An 18,020-nucleotide genomic window follows, 5' to 3' on the forward strand; every position below is an offset into this window, starting at 1 on the left:
CTCATGAGCCCTMGCCCCAGGCGAAGGCTGCTGCTCACGGCAGCACGGTCTCAGAATACCGTGCCATCGCTGACGATGGTCAAGGGCGGCCCGCCATCCCCGCGTTTTTCTCGTGCGATGCGCCGTCCGGCAGCCCAGGTCCCACCCTCGAGGATCTTGGCGAGCGGGAGTTCGTCCCGCGAGCGATCAAGCCGCTCCCGAATGAGCACACCCAACTCATCGAGAAGGGCCACCGTGAGCGCCCGCCATTCGACCACGAGCGGCGACGCGACGTCGTGACTGCGCGCCGCATCATCCGCATGCTTGAGCGTGATCACGCCCACGTCGAGGAACAGCCCGCCATTGCGATACTCGGGCAGGCCGGTGAGATCATCGATATCGACGACGGTGATGCCGGCCCATTGCAGCGGTTCGATCAGCGAATAGGAGAGCCATTGCGAGAGCTTGTGGAACGGCACGAGTCCGGCCGTGGAGAGATCCGGAGCGATCAGCGGATGACGCCAGGTATCGCCCAGGGCAATTCCTGCGATCGTCAGTCGTGACGGCCAGATGCCGCCGAAGGTGCCAAGAACCTCGGCCAGGATGTGGGCGGCGCGGATCGAGCCGCCCGACGCCGTCTCGATGAAGCGATCGAAGAGGTCGCCCGGCCGTGTCAGGCCCTGGCGTTCGAGTTCCTCGCCGAGTCGGTTCAGCAATGCGGCCCGCCCTTCGAGCGCAAGCAGGGGATTGGCCGGTCCGGCCTGGAAACCGGCGGCGAGTGCCTCGGTGTCGAGCCGCTTCAGGGCCTCGGAATCGGCCCGTAGCGAGTCCGCCGCGTCGCTCGAGAACAGCCCCGCAGCGAACATGTCGAGCGAGGCGAGCGCCAGCCCTTCCGATCGGCTGATCGGCTTGCCCGTCACCCTGTCGTGATAACTCCAGGTGGGCCCCGCACCGGCATCGAGCAGAACGCTGACGACCGCGAGATCGTAGGCCGCGCGGCCGCGCGCTCCGGCATCTGGGAAATGCGCCCCGCGCTCAAGCATGCTCCAGCGATCCATGCCTCCGACCACGAAATGGCGCCAGCGCGCGTGGAAGGGGATGTCCAGCGTCGGATAATTTGCCCGGATCGTCTCGAGGACATAGTCCGCGCAGGCCGCCAGCCGCTCGGGATGCACGGAGAAATGCAGCAGGCGGCCCTCAAGGCCGAGCTGGAGCATTTCCTGCGCCCGCTCACGGATTGCGGCGGGCTTCAGGAGCCGGCGGACGGCCTCGGGGTCACGGTCGGACATGGCTGGCTGGTGCTCTCAGAACTTGTCGAGGTCGCGACCGACGGTCGCCTTCAGCGTGTTGTCGCCAGGCGTGCCCTCCGGCGAGTAGTAGCCGGCTGCCTTCTTGGCCTCGATCTCGACCGAGGCATCGGGCGGGATCAGCTCCGGCGGAATGGCAACGCGCTCGCCGATCTCGATGCCCGACTGCACCATGGCGTCGTATTTCATGTTCGACATCGACATCAACCGGTCGATGCGCGTGACACCGAGCCAATGCAGCACATCCGGCATCAATTGCTGGAAGCGGGCATCCTGCACGCCGGCAACGCATTCGGTGCGCTCGAAATAGGTCGCAGCGGAATCGCCACCCTCCTGGCGCTTGCGGGCATTGTAGACGAGGAACTTGGTGACCTCGCCAAGCGCCCTGCCCTCCTTGCGGTTGTAGACGATGAGGCCGACGCCGCCGCCTTGCGCCTCCTTCACCGCCTCCTCGATGCCATGCACGAGATAGGGCCGGCAGGTGCAGATATCGGAGCCGAAGACATCCGAGCCGTTGCATTCGTCATGGACACGGCAGGCAACCCTGCGCTTCGGATCGATGATCGCTGAGATATCGCCGATGACATAGCAGGTGATCGAGCCGATCGGCGGCAGGAAGACGTGCAGATCGGGCCGGGTGACGAGTTCGGGGTACATGCCGCCGGTCTGCTCGAACAGCGTGCGGCGCAATTCCTGCTCCGACGTACCGAAGCGCTCGGCAATGCCCGGCAGGTGCCAGACCGGGTCGATGGCGATCTTGGTGACGCTGATATCGCCGGACTTGTGCAGGATACCCTCATCGGCGGCGAGCCTGTGGCCAGCCATCGCAGCGAGAATCTCCGGCAGGTTCAGCCGCGCCTTGGTGATGGCGATGGTGGGCCGGATATCGACGCCCTCGGCAATCAGTCGCCCGAAATCCTGTGCGACCCGATGGCCGTAAGGGTCCAGCGAGACGATCTTGCCGGGTTCAGCCCATTGCGGCTGCGGCAGAATGTCGGTGGTCGGCTGCGTGTTCGTCAGGTCCGGGCGCTGCGACGGATTCATGGCGCGCGCCGAGATCGCAAGCGCACGATAGACCGAGTAGGAGCCGCCATGGGCTCCTATGACGTTGCGGTCAGCCGGGTTGGTGGTCGAGGCAATGACCGGGCCGCGCTCGACGGCGGTTTCCGCACCCCATCGGATCGGGAAGCGCGTCGCCGCACTGCCAGGCTCGGGATGCGACGTCAGGCGGATATGGGTGGTCCGGTTCTGCGAATTCATCGCGACGCTCTCGAATCGGAAAAGGGCCCATGACGGAGTCGTCCGGGCCCTTTTGACCGATAGGAGAGTGGATCAGTGCTCAGCGCACGTCAATCGACCCGCGCTGGCGCTCAGAAAACCGCGAGATAGCGCAGCAGCGAGATGATGCCGATGATGATGACGATGATCTGGACGATGTTCTTGATCTGGGCATCGAGCGGGAGCATGCGCACGAGATAAAGCACCAGACCGATCACCAGAATCGTGATCAGAAGCGAAATCAGAATACTCAGACCCATAGCCCACATCCTTTATCGCGGCCGCTTGCCGGCCCCCCGGAGGCCGTGCGCGAGGCGTTCGCGGCACGGTTTCTCTGCAGGACAGAACGTCGCAGGATGGGAATTGGTTCCGTTTCAGGGGCCGAGCGCCCGCTTATCCCGAGCTTTCACCGCCATTTTCGGCATAATCGGGACTGACCCGACCATGCCTGTCGCGAGGCGCGGATGCTCGCCGGAATGGCGAGCCGTGGGGCGCGCTAGCCTGCGATCCGCGAGAAATCCGCCACGGCGCGCGTCGCCTCGCGCAGCTGGTTGAGCAGCTTGAGACGGTTGGCGCGCAGGGCCGGATCGGGATCGTTGACCGTGACCTTGTCGAAGAAGGCATCGACCGAGGGCCTGAGCTCGGCCAGCGCAGCCATCGCACCTTCGAAATCCTCCTTGGCGACGGCAGCCTCGGCCTTCGGCGTCGCCTGGGCCAGTGCAACGGCGAGCCCCTTCTCCTCGATCAGGCCGGCATCGGCGATGAGCTGGAGATCGGCGGCAGCGGCAAAAGCGCCCTCGCCGTCCTTCTTCTCCTCGGCCTTGAGGATATTCGCCGCACGGCGATAACCGCTGAGCAGGTTCACGCCGTCCTCGGTGTCGAGGAAGCGGCTGAGCGCGTCGACGCGGCGGGTGATGAGCAGGAGATCGTCGCTGTTCGATGCGCCTTCGCCCAGCACGGCATCGACCAGGTCATGCCGCGCCCCGGCATCGCGGAGCACGACCTTCAGGCGGTCGTGGAAGAACGAGACGAGGTCTGGATCTGGGGCGACACCGGCGAGCGAGAGCCGTACCCCATTCTCGACAACCAGCCTGATCACACCCAGCGCCGCACGGCGCAGCGCGTAGGGATCCTTGCTCCCGGTCGGCTTCTCGTCGATGGCCCAGAAGCCGACCAGCGTATCGAGCTTGTCGGCCAGGGCGACGGCAACGGAGACCGGGTCCGTCGGCACACGATCGGACGGGCCGAGGGGCTTGTAGTGCTCTTCGATCGCTGCCGCGACAGAAGCGTTCTCGCCCTGCAGCTCGGCATATTTCCGGCCCATCAGCCCCTGCAATTCCGGGAACTCGCCGACCATCTCGGTCGGCAGATCGGCCTTGGCGAGTTTCGCCGCGCGTTCGGCGAGAGCGGGATCGGCACCGACGAGCGGCGCCAGCTCGCGAGCCAGCGCCGCGATGCGCTGCACGCGCGCGCCCTGCGTCCCAAGCTTGGCGTGGAAGACGACGCCGAGCTTGTCGAGCTTGGCCATGCGCTGGTCGAGCGGCTTGGCGAGGTCGAGGCCAAGTGTCCCGGCACTCTCCCTGAACGTGTCGAGATCGGGCAGCGAGCCCTTGTCCGTCGCAAAGAAATAGGCCGCGTCCGAGAGGCGCGCACGCACGACGCGGCCGTTGCCGGCGACGATTGCGCTGCCGCCATCGCTGGCGTTCAGGTTCGAGACCAGGATGAACTTGTTGGCGAGCGCCCCCGTCACCGGGTCACGCAGCACGAAGCATTTCTGGTTGGCGCGGATCGTGGCGCGGATCGCCTCGCCCGGAATCTCGAGGAAGCGCTCCTCGAAGGCGCCCATCAGCACGACCGGCCATTCGACGAGGCCGGCGACCTCCTCGAGCAGGCCTTCATCCTCGACGAGGTCCAGCCCCTGCGCGAAGGCGAGGTTCCGGGCGTCGGTGAGGATGATTTCCTTGCGCCGGTCGGCATCGAGCACGACCTTCGCCTTCTCCAGATGCGCGACATAATCGTCGAAACGCCTGACCGTTATGGCCTGGGGCGCATGGAAGCGGTGGCCATAGGTCGTGTTGCCAGAGGCAATGCCGTCGACCTCGAACCGGACCACCTCGGGCTCCTCGGTCTCCGGCCCGAAGGTGCAGAGGATCGAGTGGAGCGGGCGCACCCAGCGCAGGCTGGCGCCAGCGGCGGAGGCTTTGCCCCAGCGCATCGATTTCGGCCAAGGGAAGTTGCGAATCACGTGCGGGACGATCTCGGCGATGGCCGCGACCGTCTCCTGCCCCGGCTTCTCGATGATGGCGACGTAGGAATCGCCCTTCTTGGGGTCGCTGACGATGGTCGCCTGGTCGAGCGAGGCAAGCCCTGCCGCCTTCAGGAACCCTTGGACGGCGGCGTCGGGCGCGCCCACGCGCGGCCCCTTGCGCTCCTCGCGGATATCGCGGCCGCGCACCGGTAGTTCAGCGATGTGCAAGGCGAGGCGGCGCGGCGTCGCAAAGGCCCTGGCGCCCTCATAGACGAGGCCGCGTTCGACCAACGCATCGGTGACGAGTTTCTTGAGGTCTTCCGCCGCCTTGCGCTGCATGCGGGCGGGAATCTCTTCCGAGAAGAGTTCGAGCAGGAGATCGGGCATCAGTTCGCTCCCCCGCCGGCGGTCTTCAGCCAGGCCGCACCGCAGGCCTTGGACAGTTCACGCACGCGCAGGATGTAGCTCTGGCGCTCGGTGACCGAGATCACCCCGCGCGCATCGAGCAGGTTGAACATGTGGCTGGCCTTGATGCACTGGTCATAGGCCGGCAGCGCCAGCGAGTGGCGCGGATCATTGGCTCCCTCCCCGGCTTCGCCCGCGGCGAGCAGCGCCCGGCACTCGGCCTCGGCATCGTTGAAGTGGCGGAACAGCATCGCCGTGTCGGCATGTTCGAAATTATAGCGCGAGAATTCCTGCTCGGCCTGGAGGAAGACATCGCCGTAGCTGACGCGATCCTCACCCTCGAGCCCGTTGAAATTCAGATCCATGATGCGGTCGACGCCCTGCAGATAGCAGGCGAGACGTTCGAGCCCATAGGTCAGCTCTCCCGCGACAGGCGCGCATTCGACGCCGGCGACCTGCTGGAAATAGGTGAACTGACTCACCTCCATGCCGTCGCACCAGCACTCCCAGCCGAGCCCCCAGGCGCCCAGTGTCGGGCTCTCCCAATCGTCCTCGACGAAGCGGATATCGTGGAGCCCCATGTCGACGCCAATGGCCTGGAGCGAGTCGAGATAGAGCTGCTGCAGATCCGGCGGCGATGGCTTCAGAATGACCTGGAACTGGTAATAATGCTGCAGGCGGTTGGGGTTCTCGCCATAGCGGCCGTCCTTCGGCCGACGCGAAGGCTGGACATAGGCAGCCTTCCAGGGCTTGGGACCGAGCGCGCGCAGCGTCGTCGCCGGGTGGAACGTACCGGCGCCGACTTCCATGTCGTAGGGCTGCAGGACGACGCAACCGCGCTCCGCCCAGAAGCGCTGCAAGGTCAGCAGCAGGCCCTGGAACGAGCGGGTCGGGTTCATCGGATCGGAGACGGGAGCACCGGCCAAGAGCTTGAGCCTTCCAGACAATCTAAGAATAGCGGCGTGCTTAGGGGCAGCCACGGCGCGCGGTCAAGCATTCCGCGCATGACCATGGAACCGACGCGGACAGCATTCGTTCATGATCGGCGGGATAATCTCCGCAGCAACCGTACAGTCCGCGGCGTTCGGGGCGAGCGCTCGAGACGGGCCGGCGGCGTCAGCCAGCAGGAGTAGCTTAATGCTGTCATCACGTTTCATTGCCGCTCTCTTCGGAGCGCTCACCCTCATGTTCGCGGCCTTCACCGTCGCCCCCGCAACGGCCGCACCGGTCAGCACCGGCACGATGCAGACGACGCAGGCTCCGACTGATCTGGTCCAGCAGGCGCAGTACTATGGCCCGCGTCCCTATTATGGCCCGCGCCGCCCGTATTACGGCCGCCCGGTCTATCGTCCGCGCTGCTTCTACAGTAACCGCCGCGTCTGGAACGGCTATCGCTGGGTGATGCGTTCGGTGCGCGTCTGCCGCTGATCGCGGCGTGAATTGTGGCTGCCATGTGGCGGTCCGATGAAGGATAGCTGAACGGCGCGGTGTCGCGCCGTTCAGTTTTTGAGCGTTAGCATCTTCACCGAATTGGTGTTCGACCGCGCGGCAAGGGCCGCGGGCGCCAGGCAGGGGAGAGAATCCACGCCATGCTTCGCAAAGCTTTTCTCGGTGTCGCGGCAGCGGTCAGCCTCGGCGGCGGCGTCATCGCCAGCGCCCCGGCCTCGGCCCAGGTCGTCACCCTCGGCTTGAGTGCAGCCGCGCAGGCGGATCATGGCTACGAGCAGGTCCAGTACGGCTATGGCCCGGGTTGGGGCCCGCGCCCCTATTACGGTCGGCCCTATTATGGCGGTCCGCAGCCCTATTACGGCTATGGCGGTCCGTATTACCGCCCGCGCTGCTTTTTCCGCCCGTTCCGTTATTGGGATGGCTGGCGCTGGGTCGTGCAGCAGCAGCGGATCTGCCGCTGATCTCACCGTCCGTGATTGCATCGGCTTTCCCGAGAGCGGTGATCCACTTTTCGGGCCGGTGATCTAACCTTCTGTGTTCGCATCGGCTTTCCCGAAAACCGCAATCCACTTTTCGGGCCGATCATCTAACCTTCTGTGTTCGCATCGGCTTTCCCGAAAACCGCAATCCACTTTTCGGGCCGATGCTTTAGCCGAGCAGTGCCCGGCCACGGTGAACCGCTTCGCTGAGTTCGGTGAAGCGGCCATCAGGCCCGTTCAAGACAAAGGCCGGCAGCAGCGCTGCCGGCTTTCTGCTGTTCAGCGTCGCCGTGACGATGATGCGAATCGCCGGCCGGTCGGCCGAGGCGTGCACGGGGCGGATGGCCACGCCACCAAAGCCGGTTTCCAGCCCATTCAGAATAGCCCCCAGCGCCTCGGCCCGATGAATGATCGCGACGCGTCCGCGCGGCTTGAGCAGCCGGCGCGCTGCCTTCAACCAGATTTCGAACGGCTGATCGGCGACATGCGCCGTTCGCCGGTTGCTCACTGGCGACGCCTTCACCGTATCGTCTACAAAGAAGGGCGGGTTCATTGCCACGCAGGCGAAACCTGCTGGCACAAGGCTGGCTTCGGCACCGGCCCCGACATCGGCCGCAACGAGCCTGACCCGATCGCCGAAGCCGTTCAGGACGATGTTCTGCTCGGCCAGCGCCGCAAGGCGGGGATGCCGCTCGATCAACGTGACCGTCAGCTCCGGCCGAAGCATCGCCGCGGCCAGACCGACCGTCCCGACGCCAGCGCCGAAATCGGCCAGCGGGCCTGTCTCGTCTTCCGACAACGCCGCAGCGAGCAGAATCGCGTCCGTGCCGGCACGATGCCCCTTCTTCGGCTGACGAAGAATCAGACGGCCATCGAGCAATCGATCCTCGACGATCTCGCCGAGATCCGTCTCCGAATCACTCATCGCGCAGCTCGGCGCCGAACCCCGCCTCGATCAAAAGCGCGCGGGCCCTTCGGCGATCCACCTCGCGCACGAGCAGGCGCCTCTGGAAGGCTCCGGTCATGCCCTCAAGCGCGCTCATGTGCTGGTCGGCGATCAGACAATCGAGATTGGCGGATGCGAGCAGCGCCTCGATGGCGCCAAGCAGGACAAGGTCATTGGTACGGACGAGTTCGTGCATTGTGTCATGGAGACGAAGGCAGGGTCTGCGCGCAAGCCATTTTCGGCCCTGGACTCGCGGGTGCGGCGTCAAAGTGCGATTGCGGGGGCTGGCCACCCATGCAACGGTTGTGGCAATGCAACAAAGCTGAAATCGGCCGGAGTGAGCAGCGTGGGCGTCGTCGTACCCTTCGAGGACAAGGAACAGGGACAGGCCAGCATCGAGGGTCTCGTGGGCCTGACACGCACCGACATGGAGCGCGTCAATGCGATGATCCTGTCGCGCACCGGCTCGGACGTCACCATGATCCCCGAGGTCGCCAACCACCTGATCTCGTCGGGCGGCAAGCGCCTGCGGCCGATGCTGACGCTCGCCACGGCCGCGCTCTGCGGCTATCGGGGCGAGGGTCATGTCAAGCTCGCGGCCAGCGTCGAGTTCATGCACACCGCCACGCTGCTTCATGACGACGTCGTCGACGAGAGCGACATGCGCCGTGGCAAGCTCGCGGCCCGGATGGTCTGGGGCAATGAAGCGAGCGTGCTCGTCGGTGACTTCCTGCTCGGACAGGCTTTCAAGATGATGGTCGAGGTCGGCTCGCTCCGCGCGCTCGATATTCTCTCCACCGCAGCCGCCGTCATCGCCGAAGGTGAGGTGATGCAACTCGCCGCGGCCAAGAACACAGCCACGACCGAGGACGAGTACCTCGCCGTCATCCGCGGCAAGACCGCGGAGCTGTTCGCGGCGGCCTGCGAAGTCGGGCCGGTGATCGCCGAATCACCCAAGGCCGATGCTGCCGCCTGCCGCAGCTATGGGCTCAATCTCGGCATCGCCTTCCAGCTCATCGACGACGCGCTTGATTATGGCGGCGTCGCGAACAAGCTCGGCAAGAACACCGGCGACGATTTCCGCGAGGGCAAGATCACCCTGCCGGTCGTGCTCTCCTTCCGGCGCGGCGACGAGACCGAACGCGCCTTCTGGCGCCGCACGCTGCAGGATGGCGAGATCAAGGACGGCGATCTCGAGGAGGCGCAGGCGATCATGCGCCGTCACCGTTCCCTCGACGATACGATCGAGCGGGCCCAGCACTACGCCAAGATGGCGAAGGATGCGCTCGGCCTCTTCCCCTCATCGCCGATGAAGCAGGCGCTGAACGAGACGGTCGATTTCTGCGTGGCGCGGGCGTACTGAGCGTGGCGCGGGCGCACTGAGCAGCCCGCGGACCTCATCTCAGCAGGGTCGGCTTGATCCACCAATCCGGCCGCTCATCCGCCAGCAGCTTCGCAGCGGCAGCGCTCTGCCGGCAATCGTCGAACAGGGCAAAGCAGGTCGCGCCCGAGCCTGACATTCTGCCGAGCCGGTAACCCGGCAGCCGGGACAGCCGCTGCAGGACGTCGGTGATGATCGGCGCGACCTGAGCCGCCGGGGCTTCGAGATCGTTGCCGGTCCGATGCAGCGCCGCAAGCAGGTCCGGGGCAGCAGCGAAGCGCTCCGCCGCACCGATGCCCGATTCCACTGCGGCCGGGCAAGATTGCCCCTGCGCAAGTCCGAGCGTACGGAAAACGTCTGCGGTGCCGACGGCGACATTCGGGTTGACCAGAATGGCGAAGAGCGGCGGCAGGCACAGTGCGGGGCCGAGGCGCTCGCCAATCCCGGCCATGATGCGAGCGCGCGACTCGAGGCAGACCAGGACATCGGCGCCAACCCTGATGGCAGCGCGCTGCAGCTGAGGCGAGGCAGGCGAGAGCCCGTTCAGCCTTGCCAGCAGACGCAAGGTTGCTGCCGCGTCAGCCGAGCCTCCGCCAATGCCGGAGGCGACCGGCAGACGCTTGACGAGGTGGAAATGTCCGGTTCGCAGTCCGGGGAGCTCGTCTGCCAGCGCCTGCACGGCACGGAGAACCAGATTCCCATCATCCGCGACAAGACTGGTGCCTTGCGGACCACCGATCGTCAGGCCGAGGCCTGAAGCCGGTTCCAGCGCCAGCGAATCACCGACACTGGCGAAGGCGACGAGGCTCTTCAGCTCGTGATAGCCATCGGCGCGACGGCCGAGGATTTTCAGATCGAGATTGACCTTGGCGCGAGCGCGGGTCGTCAGCGCAACAGGCACGCGAGGTCCGTCACCGCATCACAATGCATCGGTCAGCCGCCATCCGCCTTCGGCTCGGCGGCATTGGCCGACGGGGCCTCCTCCAGCCCCTTCTCGATCTTGTGCTTGATCTTGACCAGATCCTCGGGCTCCGGGCTGAGATCGCGGGCGGCGTTCCACTGAAAGACCGCCTCCAGCTTGCGGTCGACGCGCCAATAGACATCGCCGAGATGATCGTTGATCACCGGATCGGAGGGCCGCAGCTCCATCGCGCGCTCGAGTTCGCGGGTCGCCTCGGTATAGCGGCCGAGCCGGTAGTAAGCCCAGCCGAGCGAATCGGTGATGTAGCCGTCACGCGGGCGCAGTTCGACGGCCCGGCGCAGCATGCCCAGCGCTTCATCGAGCTTGAGATGCTGATCGACCAGGGAATAGCCGAGATAGTTGAGCACCAGCGCCCGCTCGCGCCCCAGCGCCTCCGGCATCAGTTCGAGGGCCTTGCGCAGATCCTCCTCGGCCTCCGCCCAGCGCTTGATGCGCTCGCGGGCAATGCCACGGAAGTAATAAAGGTCCCAGTTCGAGCGGCCCGGCGAAGCGAGCTTCGCGATCGCCTTGTCATAGGTGTCGGCAGCCTCGGCGAAGCGCTTGCGTGAGCGGTAGACATTGCCGAGCGCCGAGAGCGCGTCGACATCGTCAGGACGCGCTGCGATCAGCGCTTCGAGATGCTTCACCGCCTCGTCCGACTTGCCAAGCGCTTCCAGCGCCAGACCGGACTGGATCTCGGCATTGGAGGCCAGCGGCGAACCCGGCGGCATGCGGTTGTAGACCGTCACCGCATCATCGAGCTGCTTGGCCCGCTCCAGGATGTCGCCGAGCGTCAGGACGGCGAGATCGTGATTGGGGTCGAGATAGAGGGCGAGCCTGAGATAGAGCAGTGCAGCGGCCTCGTCTCCCTGGCGGTTCCCCGCGCTGGCGAGGCCGTAGAGCACTTCGGCTGCACCCTGCTGCGCCGTAGCGACCGAGCGGGCAAGCGGCTCCTTGGCGGCGACCCGGGTCAATCCGTCACGCACGATGGGGTGATTCGGCAGGAGCCTGTCGAAGGCGCCATAGGTTGCCGCAGCTCCTTCGAAATCGCCGGAGCGGGTCTGGAAGCGAGCCCAGAGATCGACGAGACGCAGCGTCGTCTTCTCGGCCTCATAGGCCGCCTTGAGCCTGCGCTCGGAATCCGCCTTGCGGCCGGCGATATCGAGGATCAGGCCGGCATGATAGTCGCGGAAGAGATTGTAGGAAGGCTCGCCCTTGAGCCGCTCGAGCGTCTCGAGCGCGCGGTTGGTCTGGCCGGAGCCGGCATAGGACCATGCGGACAGCAAGGTCGCCGTGATGTCGGCGGAACGCCCGCGCCCGCCGCGCTGCAGGTGATTGCGCGCCGTCTGATACTGTTTCTGCTTGATGGCGCGAATGCCGATCGCGAGCTGCGCCAGCCCGTTGCTCGGGTCGCGCTGCACCAGCTTCTCGGCGGCGCGGAACGCGTCATCCATGGAGCCATCGGCCAGGAAGGCGACGAAACCACGCTCCAGCAGATCGTTGTTCTTCGGATCGCCCTTGATCGCCTCCCGCAGGAAGACCGAGGCCGCGCCAAGGTCTCGGCCGGCACCGGCCACGATCGCGGCCAGATAGTTGCCTTCAAGGCTTTCGGCAGGCTCAAGCGGCTCGGTGGTGCGGGTCGGCGTATTGGCTTGCGTGGTGGCCTGCGCAGCGGCCCCGGCATGAAGCGCGACAAACAAGGCCAAGGCCAATGTCGCGCCGGCCCCTCGGCCGTTCATTCGAAACGTCACGACTGCTATTCTCCCTCGGTCCGCTGCCTCGTGTGGCACAGGGGCTGGGTCCATTCAGCGCGACCGTGACCGCTTCGCATAGGCGCGCAAGATGGCCGTTTCCGGGCGCCCCGGCAAGCCGCAAAGCCGGCGCAGATCGCCTCCGTAGCAAGGATGCAACAACCACTGCAATCACGTCGTGCAGCGCACAAATTCAATCACGTCACGCTGCAGATCGGCACGCCATCACCATTGCAGCTGCATCTCTCGGCTCTGTGGCGACGATTCGCCCAGGATCATCCCAGGGAGACGATCGTTCGCTCGGTCGCCGCGATCATCGACCGCACCTCGCCGGGGCCAAGTGACCATTTCGGCAGGACAAGCCGCCGCCCTGGCAGGGCGCGGCCTCCTTATCGCACCGGTCACCGTCGCCGACTCATCACATGTTCGAGTAACCCGGGCCACCGCCGCCCTCAGGCACCACCCAGGTGATGTTCTGGGCGGGATCCTTGATGTCGCATGTCTTGCAGTGCACGCAGTTCTGCGCGTTGATGACGAAGCGCGGATCGCTCTTCGTCTCGTTGTCCTTGTAGACGATCTCGTAGACGCCGGCCGGGCAATAGAGCCGGGCGGGCTCGCCATACAGCGGCAGATTCTTCGCCACAGGAATGGCGGGGTCGGTCAGCTTCAGATGGGCGGGCTGGTCTTCCTCGTGATTGGTCGAGGACAGGAACACCGACGACAGCTTGTCGAAGGAGAGCTTGCCGTCCGGCTTGGGATAGGTGATCGGCGTCACCTCGCTCAGTGGCTTCAGCGTCGCGTAATCCGGCTTGCCATGCTTGAGCGTGCCGAAAGGCGACCAGCCGAAGAGCTGGTTCAGCCACATGTCGATGCCGCCGAGCACAACACCGCCGATCGTCCCGAATTTCGACCAGAGCGGCTTGACGTTGCGGACCGGCTTGAGGTCGCGGCCGATCGGAGACGCGCGCCAGCTGGTTTCGATCTCGCTGACTTCGTCATGCGCGCGTCCCGCCGCCAGCGCCGGCACGAGATGCTCGGCCGCCAGCATTCCGGACAGGATCGCGTTGTGGCTGCCCTTGATGCGCGGCACGTTGACGAAGCCGGCCGCGCAGCCGACCAATGCCCCGCCCGGGAAGCTGAGTTTCGGCACGGATTGCCAGCCACCTTCGGTGATGGCGCGCGCGCCGTAGGACAGGCGCTTGCCGCCCTCGAAGACGTCCCGGATCATCGGGTGCGTCTTGAAGCGCTGGAACTCGTCGAAGGGCGAGAGTGTCGGGTTCTCGTAGTTGAGATGCACGACGAAGCCGACGGTGACGAGATTGTCGTCGAAATGATAGAGGAACGAGCCGCCACCGGTCTTGCCGTCGAGCGGCCAGCCGAAGGAGTGCTGCACCCGGCCCTTGTGGAACTTCTCCGGCTTGACCTGCCAGATCTCCTTGAGGCCGATGCCGTATTTCTGGGGCTCACGATCCTTGTCGAGACCAAAGCGCTGGATCGCGATCTTGGACAGCGAGCCGCGCGCTCCTTCGCCGAGCAGCGTATAGCGCCCGCGCAGCTCCATGCCGCGGGTGAAGCGTTCGGAGACCGTGCCGTCCTTGGCGATCCCCATGTCGCCCGTGGCGACACCAGTGACGGCGCCCTTCTCATCGAAGAGAAGCTCAGCGGCCGCGAAGCCCGGATAGATCTCGACACCCAGCGCCTCGGCGCGGGTCGCCAGATAGCGCGTCACCAGCCCGAGCGAGCCGACGAAATTGCCGTGATTGTTCATCAGCTTCGGCATGCCGAAATTCGGCAGCCGGATTCCGTTCGGCTCGGTCAAGAAATAGAAGATGTCCTCGCTKACTTCCGTGGTCAGCGGGCGTGCCTCGTCCTGCCGCCAGTCAGGCAACAGCGCGTCGAKACCAATCGGATCGATAACCGCGCCCKAGAGGATATGGGCGCCGACCTCCGCCCCCTTCTCGACCACGACCACCGAGATGGCCTCGTCGAGCTGCTTCAGGCGAATGGCGGCTGCGAGACCAGCGGGACCTGCGCCGACGATGACGACGTCATAGTCCATGCTCTCGCGCGGGGTGCTTTGCGCTTCCTCGAGTTCCATCCTGCCCTCCGCCAACAACTTTCGCCTCGACAGCGATAGTTTATATATGAACGATCACACTCTCTGGCTCAAGCCAAACCGAAACCAGATTGGAACCCCTCTATCCGAGCCCACGTTCCAATTTGCAACCGCGTTTGACCGCTCTGGCGAGCACGCGGAGCCGGGACAGCCGCCCGACAGGTGTCGCGAAGCCGCGCCGGACCGTGCTAAGACGCCGGGATGATCCCTGCTGGCCACGATCCCGTCGAACTCATTGCCTGGTACGCCGAGATGGGCGTCACCKAGATGCTCGACGAGACGCCGCATGACCATTTCGCCGAATCCGCACAGGCCGCCGAAGCTGCCGCCACGCAGCCTGCAGCACGCCGCAATCCTCTGCGTGCGGTTCCTGCCGCGCGCGTCATCGCGGCCGACGCAACGGCGCCCGACGAGGCCATGCAGAGCGCGCGCCTGCTGGCCGGGCAGGCCAAGACGCTCGACGAATTGAAGGAGGCACTGGCCAGCTTCGAGGGCTGCGCGCTCAAGGCGACCGCGAAGAATCTCGTCTTCGCCGACGGCAATCCGGAGGGGCGCGTGATGTTCGTCGGCGAGGCCCCCGGCGCCGATGAAGACAGGCTCGGCCTGCCCTTCGTCGGGCGCTCCGGCCAGTTGCTCGACCGGATGCTGGCGGCTATCGGCCTCAACCGGCAGGAACATGTCTACATCGCCAATCTTCTGCCCTGGCGTCCGCCCGGCAACCGCACGCCGACGCCGCAGGAGGTCGCGATCTGCCTGCCGTTCATTCAGCGGCAGATCGAACTCGCCAATCCCGATATCCTCGTCTGCATCGGCGGCCCCTCTGCCCAGGGCCTGCTCGGCTTCACCGGCATCCTCGCCTCGCGCGGCAAGTGGACCGAGTACGATATGGGCACAAGGCGCATCCGCGCCCTCGCCACGCTTCACCCCGCCTATCTGTTGCGCCAGCCCCTGCAGAAACGCCTCGCCTGGCGCGACATGCGGGCGCTCAGGACAGCGCTCGACGCAGCCAGCTAAAGTATTCGCCTGCGACAACGCAGCCCTGCCTCTGCGACATTCCGGCCCCTCGCGCAGTTTCGGATTTGACTAAATTGCCGCGCAGCGACGATGCTGTGCGGGCAGAGTCGTTTCAAGCCGCTCGTGCGGCGTGCCGGCCGGAGCCTTGCGATGGAAATCGACGCTTTTCTGCTTTCGCGTATTCAATTTGCTTTCACGGTTTCCTTCCACATCGTCTTCCCCGCCTTCACCATCGGGCTTTCCGCCTATATCGCGACATTGCTCGGCCTCTGGCTGAAGACCGGCGACGACAAGTTTCACCTGCTCGCCCGGTTCTGGACCAAGATCTTTGCGGTCTCCTTCGCGATGGGCGTCGTTTCGGGCATCGTGCTGTCCTACCAGTTCGGCACGAACTGGAGCCGGTTCTCGACGGTGGTCGGCAACGTCATCGGTCCACTGATCGGCTACGAGGTTCTGAGCGCCTTCTTCCTCGAGGCCTCCTTCCTCGGCGTCATGCTGTTCGGCTGGAAGCGCGTTCCGCCCTGGCTGCATTTCCTGTCCGCGGTGATCGTCGCCGCCGGAACGGCCTTGTCGGGGTTCTGGATTCTCTCGGCCAATAGCTGGATGCAGTATCCGACCGGCCACGAGATGCGCGACGGCATCGCCTATCCGGTCGACTGGCTGCAGATCATCTTCAATCCGACCTTCCCCTTGCGCTTCATGCACATGATGACGGCGGCCTATCTGACCACCGCCTTCGTGGTGCTGGCGACGGGAGCGCGCCATCTCCTGGCCGGGACGAGCATCGAGCCTGCCAGGACGATGGTGCGAATGGCGATCCTGATGATCGCCCTGACGGCTCCGATCCAGGCCATCATCGGCCACCAGCACGGCGAGGACACGGCGAAATACCAGCCGGCGAAGCTCGCAGCGATCGAAGCGCATTGGGATTCGTCGAAGCCCGGCGCTCTGGTTCTCTTCGCCTGGCCCGACGAGAAGGCCGGCATCAACCGCTACGAAATCGCGATTCCCGGGCTCGCCAGCCTCGTGACCCATGGCAGCATGAGCGCTCTCTTTCCCGGCCTGAATGATTTCGCGCCGCAGGACCGGCCGCCCGTCAAGATTCCCTTCTTCGCCTTCCGGCTGATGGTCGGCATCGGCTTCCTGATGATCGGCTTCGGCTGGCTCGGTGCCTATCTCTGGTCACGTGGCAAGGTGTTCGAAGCACGACGTTGGCTCTGGCTGGCGCAATACACCTGGCCACTCGGTTTCGTCGCCATCCTCGCCGGCTGGTTCGTGACCGAGGTCGGGCGCCAGCCCTGGCTCGCAACGGGTGTGCTGCGTTCGGTCGACTCCGTCTCGCCGGTGACGGCGATGCAGGTCGCAATCTCGCTCGCGCTCTTCGTCTGCGTCTATTCCGTGGTCTTTGCGGCCGGGATCCTGCTGATGAACCGGTTGATCGACAAGGGCCCCGACGCTCTCCTCGCCACGGACCCACCGGAGCAGCCTTCGCAGCGAACGCTCAAGGCGACGCAGGATGACGCCTCTGTGCTGTTCGGCGACGGGCATCCCGGCGACGACAAGATCCAGCCGGCGAATTGAGGGGAGAGCTGAGATGGAATGGTATCTCCCCGTCATCTGGGCCGTCCTGATCGGTACTGCCGTGATGCTCTATGTCGTGCTCGACGGTTTCGACCTCGGCATCGCGATCCTCTTCCCGACGACCAGGGACGAGGGCGAACGCGACCAGATGATGAACTCGGTCGCGCCCTTCTGGGACGGTAACGAAACCTGGCTCGTGCTCGGCGGCGGCGGCCTCTGGGTCGCCTTTCCGACCGCCTACGCCATCATCATGCCGGCCTTCTACACACCGATCATCCTGATGCTGCTGGCGCTGATCTTCCGCGGGGTCGCCTTCGAATTCCGCTGGGTCGCCAAGCCGCATCACAGGAAATGGGACATTGCCTTCTGGCTCGGCTCGACCCTTGCGGCCTTCGCTCAGGGCCTCGTGCTCGGTGGCTTGATCCAGGGCATCACCGTGAGCAACCGCGAGTTTGCCGGCGGCCCCTTCGACTGGCTGACGCCGTTCTCGGTGATGTGCGGGGTCGGCGTCGTCGTCGGCTACGCGCTGCTCGGCGCGACCTGGCTCGTCTTCAAGACGGAAGGTGCCGTCGCGGACAGGGCACGGCACCAGGCGAAATGGCTCCTGCTCGGTCTGATGGCTTTCGCTGTGATCGTCTCGCTGTGGACGCCCTACGCACATCCGCGCATCGCCGAACGCTGGTTCACGCCGTCCAACCTGCTGCTGCTCTGGCCATTCCCGGTCCTGACGGCGTTCTGCGGCTATATGGTCTGGAAGCGGCTGCACGGGCAGCACGAATTCACACCCTTTGCCTTCACCATCGCGATCTTCCTGCTCTGCTTCCTGGGACTCGCGATCTCGAACTATCCCTATCTGGTGCCCCCGAGCCTGACGATCTGGGATGTGGCCGCAGCGCCGTCCTCCCATATCTTCGTCCTGATCGGCGTCTGCTTCCTGCTGCCGATGATCCTGTTCTACACGGCCTTCGTCTACTGGACCTTCCGCGGCAAGGTGAGGGCCGACAGCGGCTATCACTGAGGTAACAGGAAGAACCTGGGGAACCACCCGCGCGCGAGCCGGTTGACGAATAGCTTGAGTTCCGGGCCTCTCTCCACGAGATTGCTCGGGACTAGACGGGGACTCCG

At 65.3% G+C, this 18,020-nt stretch carries 16 protein-coding genes; 6 read left to right on the plus strand and 10 right to left on the minus strand.

The window, feature by feature from the left end; all coding sequences use genetic code 11:
• Positions 1 to 50: 50 nt before the first annotated feature.
• The 5 genes from AC1DIO_RS14175 to AC1DIO_RS14195 form a co-directional block, all read right to left on the minus strand.
• Positions 51 to 1,268 (minus strand): URC4/urg3 family protein, encoded by a 1,218-nt coding sequence (locus tag AC1DIO_RS14175; RefSeq protein ID WP_476776303.1) that lies wholly within the window; start codon positions 1,266 to 1,268, stop codon positions 51 to 53.
• Between the two features lie 15 nt (positions 1,269 to 1,283).
• Positions 1,284 to 2,546 (minus strand): GTP cyclohydrolase II, encoded by a 1,263-nt coding sequence (locus tag AC1DIO_RS14180; RefSeq protein WP_476831662.1) that lies wholly within the window; start codon positions 2,544 to 2,546, stop codon positions 1,284 to 1,286.
• A gap of 110 nt (positions 2,547 to 2,656) precedes the next feature.
• Complete coding sequence (locus AC1DIO_RS14185; protein ID WP_441488940.1) at positions 2,657 to 2,824, minus strand: Thivi_2564 family membrane protein; 168 nt, start codon at positions 2,822 to 2,824, stop codon at positions 2,657 to 2,659.
• Between the two features lie 236 nt (positions 2,825 to 3,060).
• Complete coding sequence (gene glyS, locus AC1DIO_RS14190) at positions 3,061 to 5,199, minus strand: glycine--tRNA ligase subunit beta (RefSeq protein ID WP_441506465.1); 2,139 nt, start codon at positions 5,197 to 5,199, stop codon at positions 3,061 to 3,063.
• Positions 5,199 to 6,116 (minus strand): glycine--tRNA ligase subunit alpha, encoded by a 918-nt coding sequence (locus AC1DIO_RS14195; protein WP_069882152.1) that lies wholly within the window; start codon positions 6,114 to 6,116, stop codon positions 5,199 to 5,201. Before AC1DIO_RS14195 ends, glyS begins: the two co-directional genes overlap by 1 nt.
• 238 nt (positions 6,117 to 6,354) lie before the next feature.
• Here AC1DIO_RS14195 and AC1DIO_RS14200 point away from each other — a divergent pair, with 238 nt between their 5' ends.
• Both AC1DIO_RS14200 and AC1DIO_RS14205 read left to right on the plus strand, forming a co-directional pair.
• Entirely contained in the window at positions 6,355 to 6,645 is a 291-nt protein-coding gene (locus AC1DIO_RS14200; RefSeq protein WP_441488938.1) for a hypothetical protein, read from the plus strand.
• A gap of 161 nt (positions 6,646 to 6,806) precedes the next feature.
• Positions 6,807 to 7,127, plus strand: coding sequence for a hypothetical protein (locus AC1DIO_RS14205; protein ID WP_441488937.1), 321 nt, complete (start codon positions 6,807 to 6,809; stop codon positions 7,125 to 7,127).
• Between the two features lie 187 nt (positions 7,128 to 7,314).
• On the opposite strand, the gene AC1DIO_RS14210 is transcribed toward AC1DIO_RS14205, so the two are convergent.
• Positions 7,315 to 8,070 carry a tRNA1(Val) (adenine(37)-N6)-methyltransferase gene (locus AC1DIO_RS14210; RefSeq protein ID WP_441506463.1) on the minus strand — a complete coding sequence of 252 codons (756 nt, stop codon included), beginning with the start codon at positions 8,068 to 8,070 and terminating at the stop codon, positions 7,315 to 7,317.
• Positions 8,063 to 8,287: a putative signal transducing protein gene (locus AC1DIO_RS14215; RefSeq protein ID WP_069877466.1), complete on the minus strand. Its 225-nt coding sequence runs from the start codon at positions 8,285 to 8,287 to the stop codon at positions 8,063 to 8,065. Before AC1DIO_RS14215 ends, AC1DIO_RS14210 begins: the two co-directional genes overlap by 8 nt.
• A gap of 150 nt (positions 8,288 to 8,437) precedes the next feature.
• Here AC1DIO_RS14215 and AC1DIO_RS14220 point away from each other — a divergent pair, with 150 nt between their 5' ends.
• A complete protein-coding gene (locus AC1DIO_RS14220; protein WP_441506462.1) occupies positions 8,438 to 9,454 on the plus strand; it encodes a polyprenyl synthetase family protein in 1,017 nt (338 codons plus the stop codon).
• Between the two features lie 34 nt (positions 9,455 to 9,488).
• Here AC1DIO_RS14220 and AC1DIO_RS14225 read toward each other — a convergent pair whose 3' ends face one another.
• The 3 genes from AC1DIO_RS14225 to AC1DIO_RS14235 all read right to left on the minus strand — a co-directional run bounded on the left by AC1DIO_RS14225 (position 9,489) and on the right by AC1DIO_RS14235 (position 14,282).
• Positions 9,489 to 10,373 (minus strand): 4-(cytidine 5'-diphospho)-2-C-methyl-D-erythritol kinase, encoded by an 885-nt coding sequence (locus AC1DIO_RS14225; RefSeq protein ID WP_441488935.1) that lies wholly within the window; start codon positions 10,371 to 10,373, stop codon positions 9,489 to 9,491.
• A 32-nt stretch (positions 10,374 to 10,405) separates the two neighbouring features.
• The gene (locus AC1DIO_RS14230) at positions 10,406 to 12,184 is read right to left on the minus strand and encodes a tetratricopeptide repeat protein (RefSeq protein WP_441488934.1); all 1,779 of its coding nucleotides are present in this window, start codon (positions 12,182 to 12,184) and stop codon (positions 10,406 to 10,408) included.
• A 418-nt stretch (positions 12,185 to 12,602) separates the two neighbouring features.
• The gene (locus AC1DIO_RS14235) at positions 12,603 to 14,282 is read right to left on the minus strand and encodes an electron transfer flavoprotein-ubiquinone oxidoreductase (RefSeq protein WP_476853547.1); all 1,680 of its coding nucleotides are present in this window, start codon (positions 14,280 to 14,282) and stop codon (positions 12,603 to 12,605) included.
• A gap of 219 nt (positions 14,283 to 14,501) precedes the next feature.
• Between AC1DIO_RS14235 and AC1DIO_RS14240 the strand changes: the two genes are divergently transcribed.
• From AC1DIO_RS14240 to cydB, 3 genes are all read left to right on the plus strand, one after another.
• A complete protein-coding gene (locus AC1DIO_RS14240; protein WP_476853548.1) occupies positions 14,502 to 15,314 on the plus strand; it encodes a uracil-DNA glycosylase in 813 nt (270 codons plus the stop codon).
• Positions 15,315 to 15,464: 150 nt separating this feature from the next.
• The gene (locus AC1DIO_RS14245) at positions 15,465 to 16,895 is read left to right on the plus strand and encodes a cytochrome ubiquinol oxidase subunit I (RefSeq protein WP_476768150.1); all 1,431 of its coding nucleotides are present in this window, start codon (positions 15,465 to 15,467) and stop codon (positions 16,893 to 16,895) included.
• A gap of 13 nt (positions 16,896 to 16,908) precedes the next feature.
• On the plus strand, positions 16,909 to 17,913 hold the full coding sequence (gene cydB, locus AC1DIO_RS14250; RefSeq protein ID WP_476831660.1) for a cytochrome d ubiquinol oxidase subunit II: 1,005 nt from the start codon (positions 16,909 to 16,911) through the stop codon (positions 17,911 to 17,913).
• Positions 17,914 to 18,020 lie beyond the last annotated feature (107 nt).

The sequence above is a fragment of the Allobosea sp. 05T439 genome (assembly GCF_056396005.1).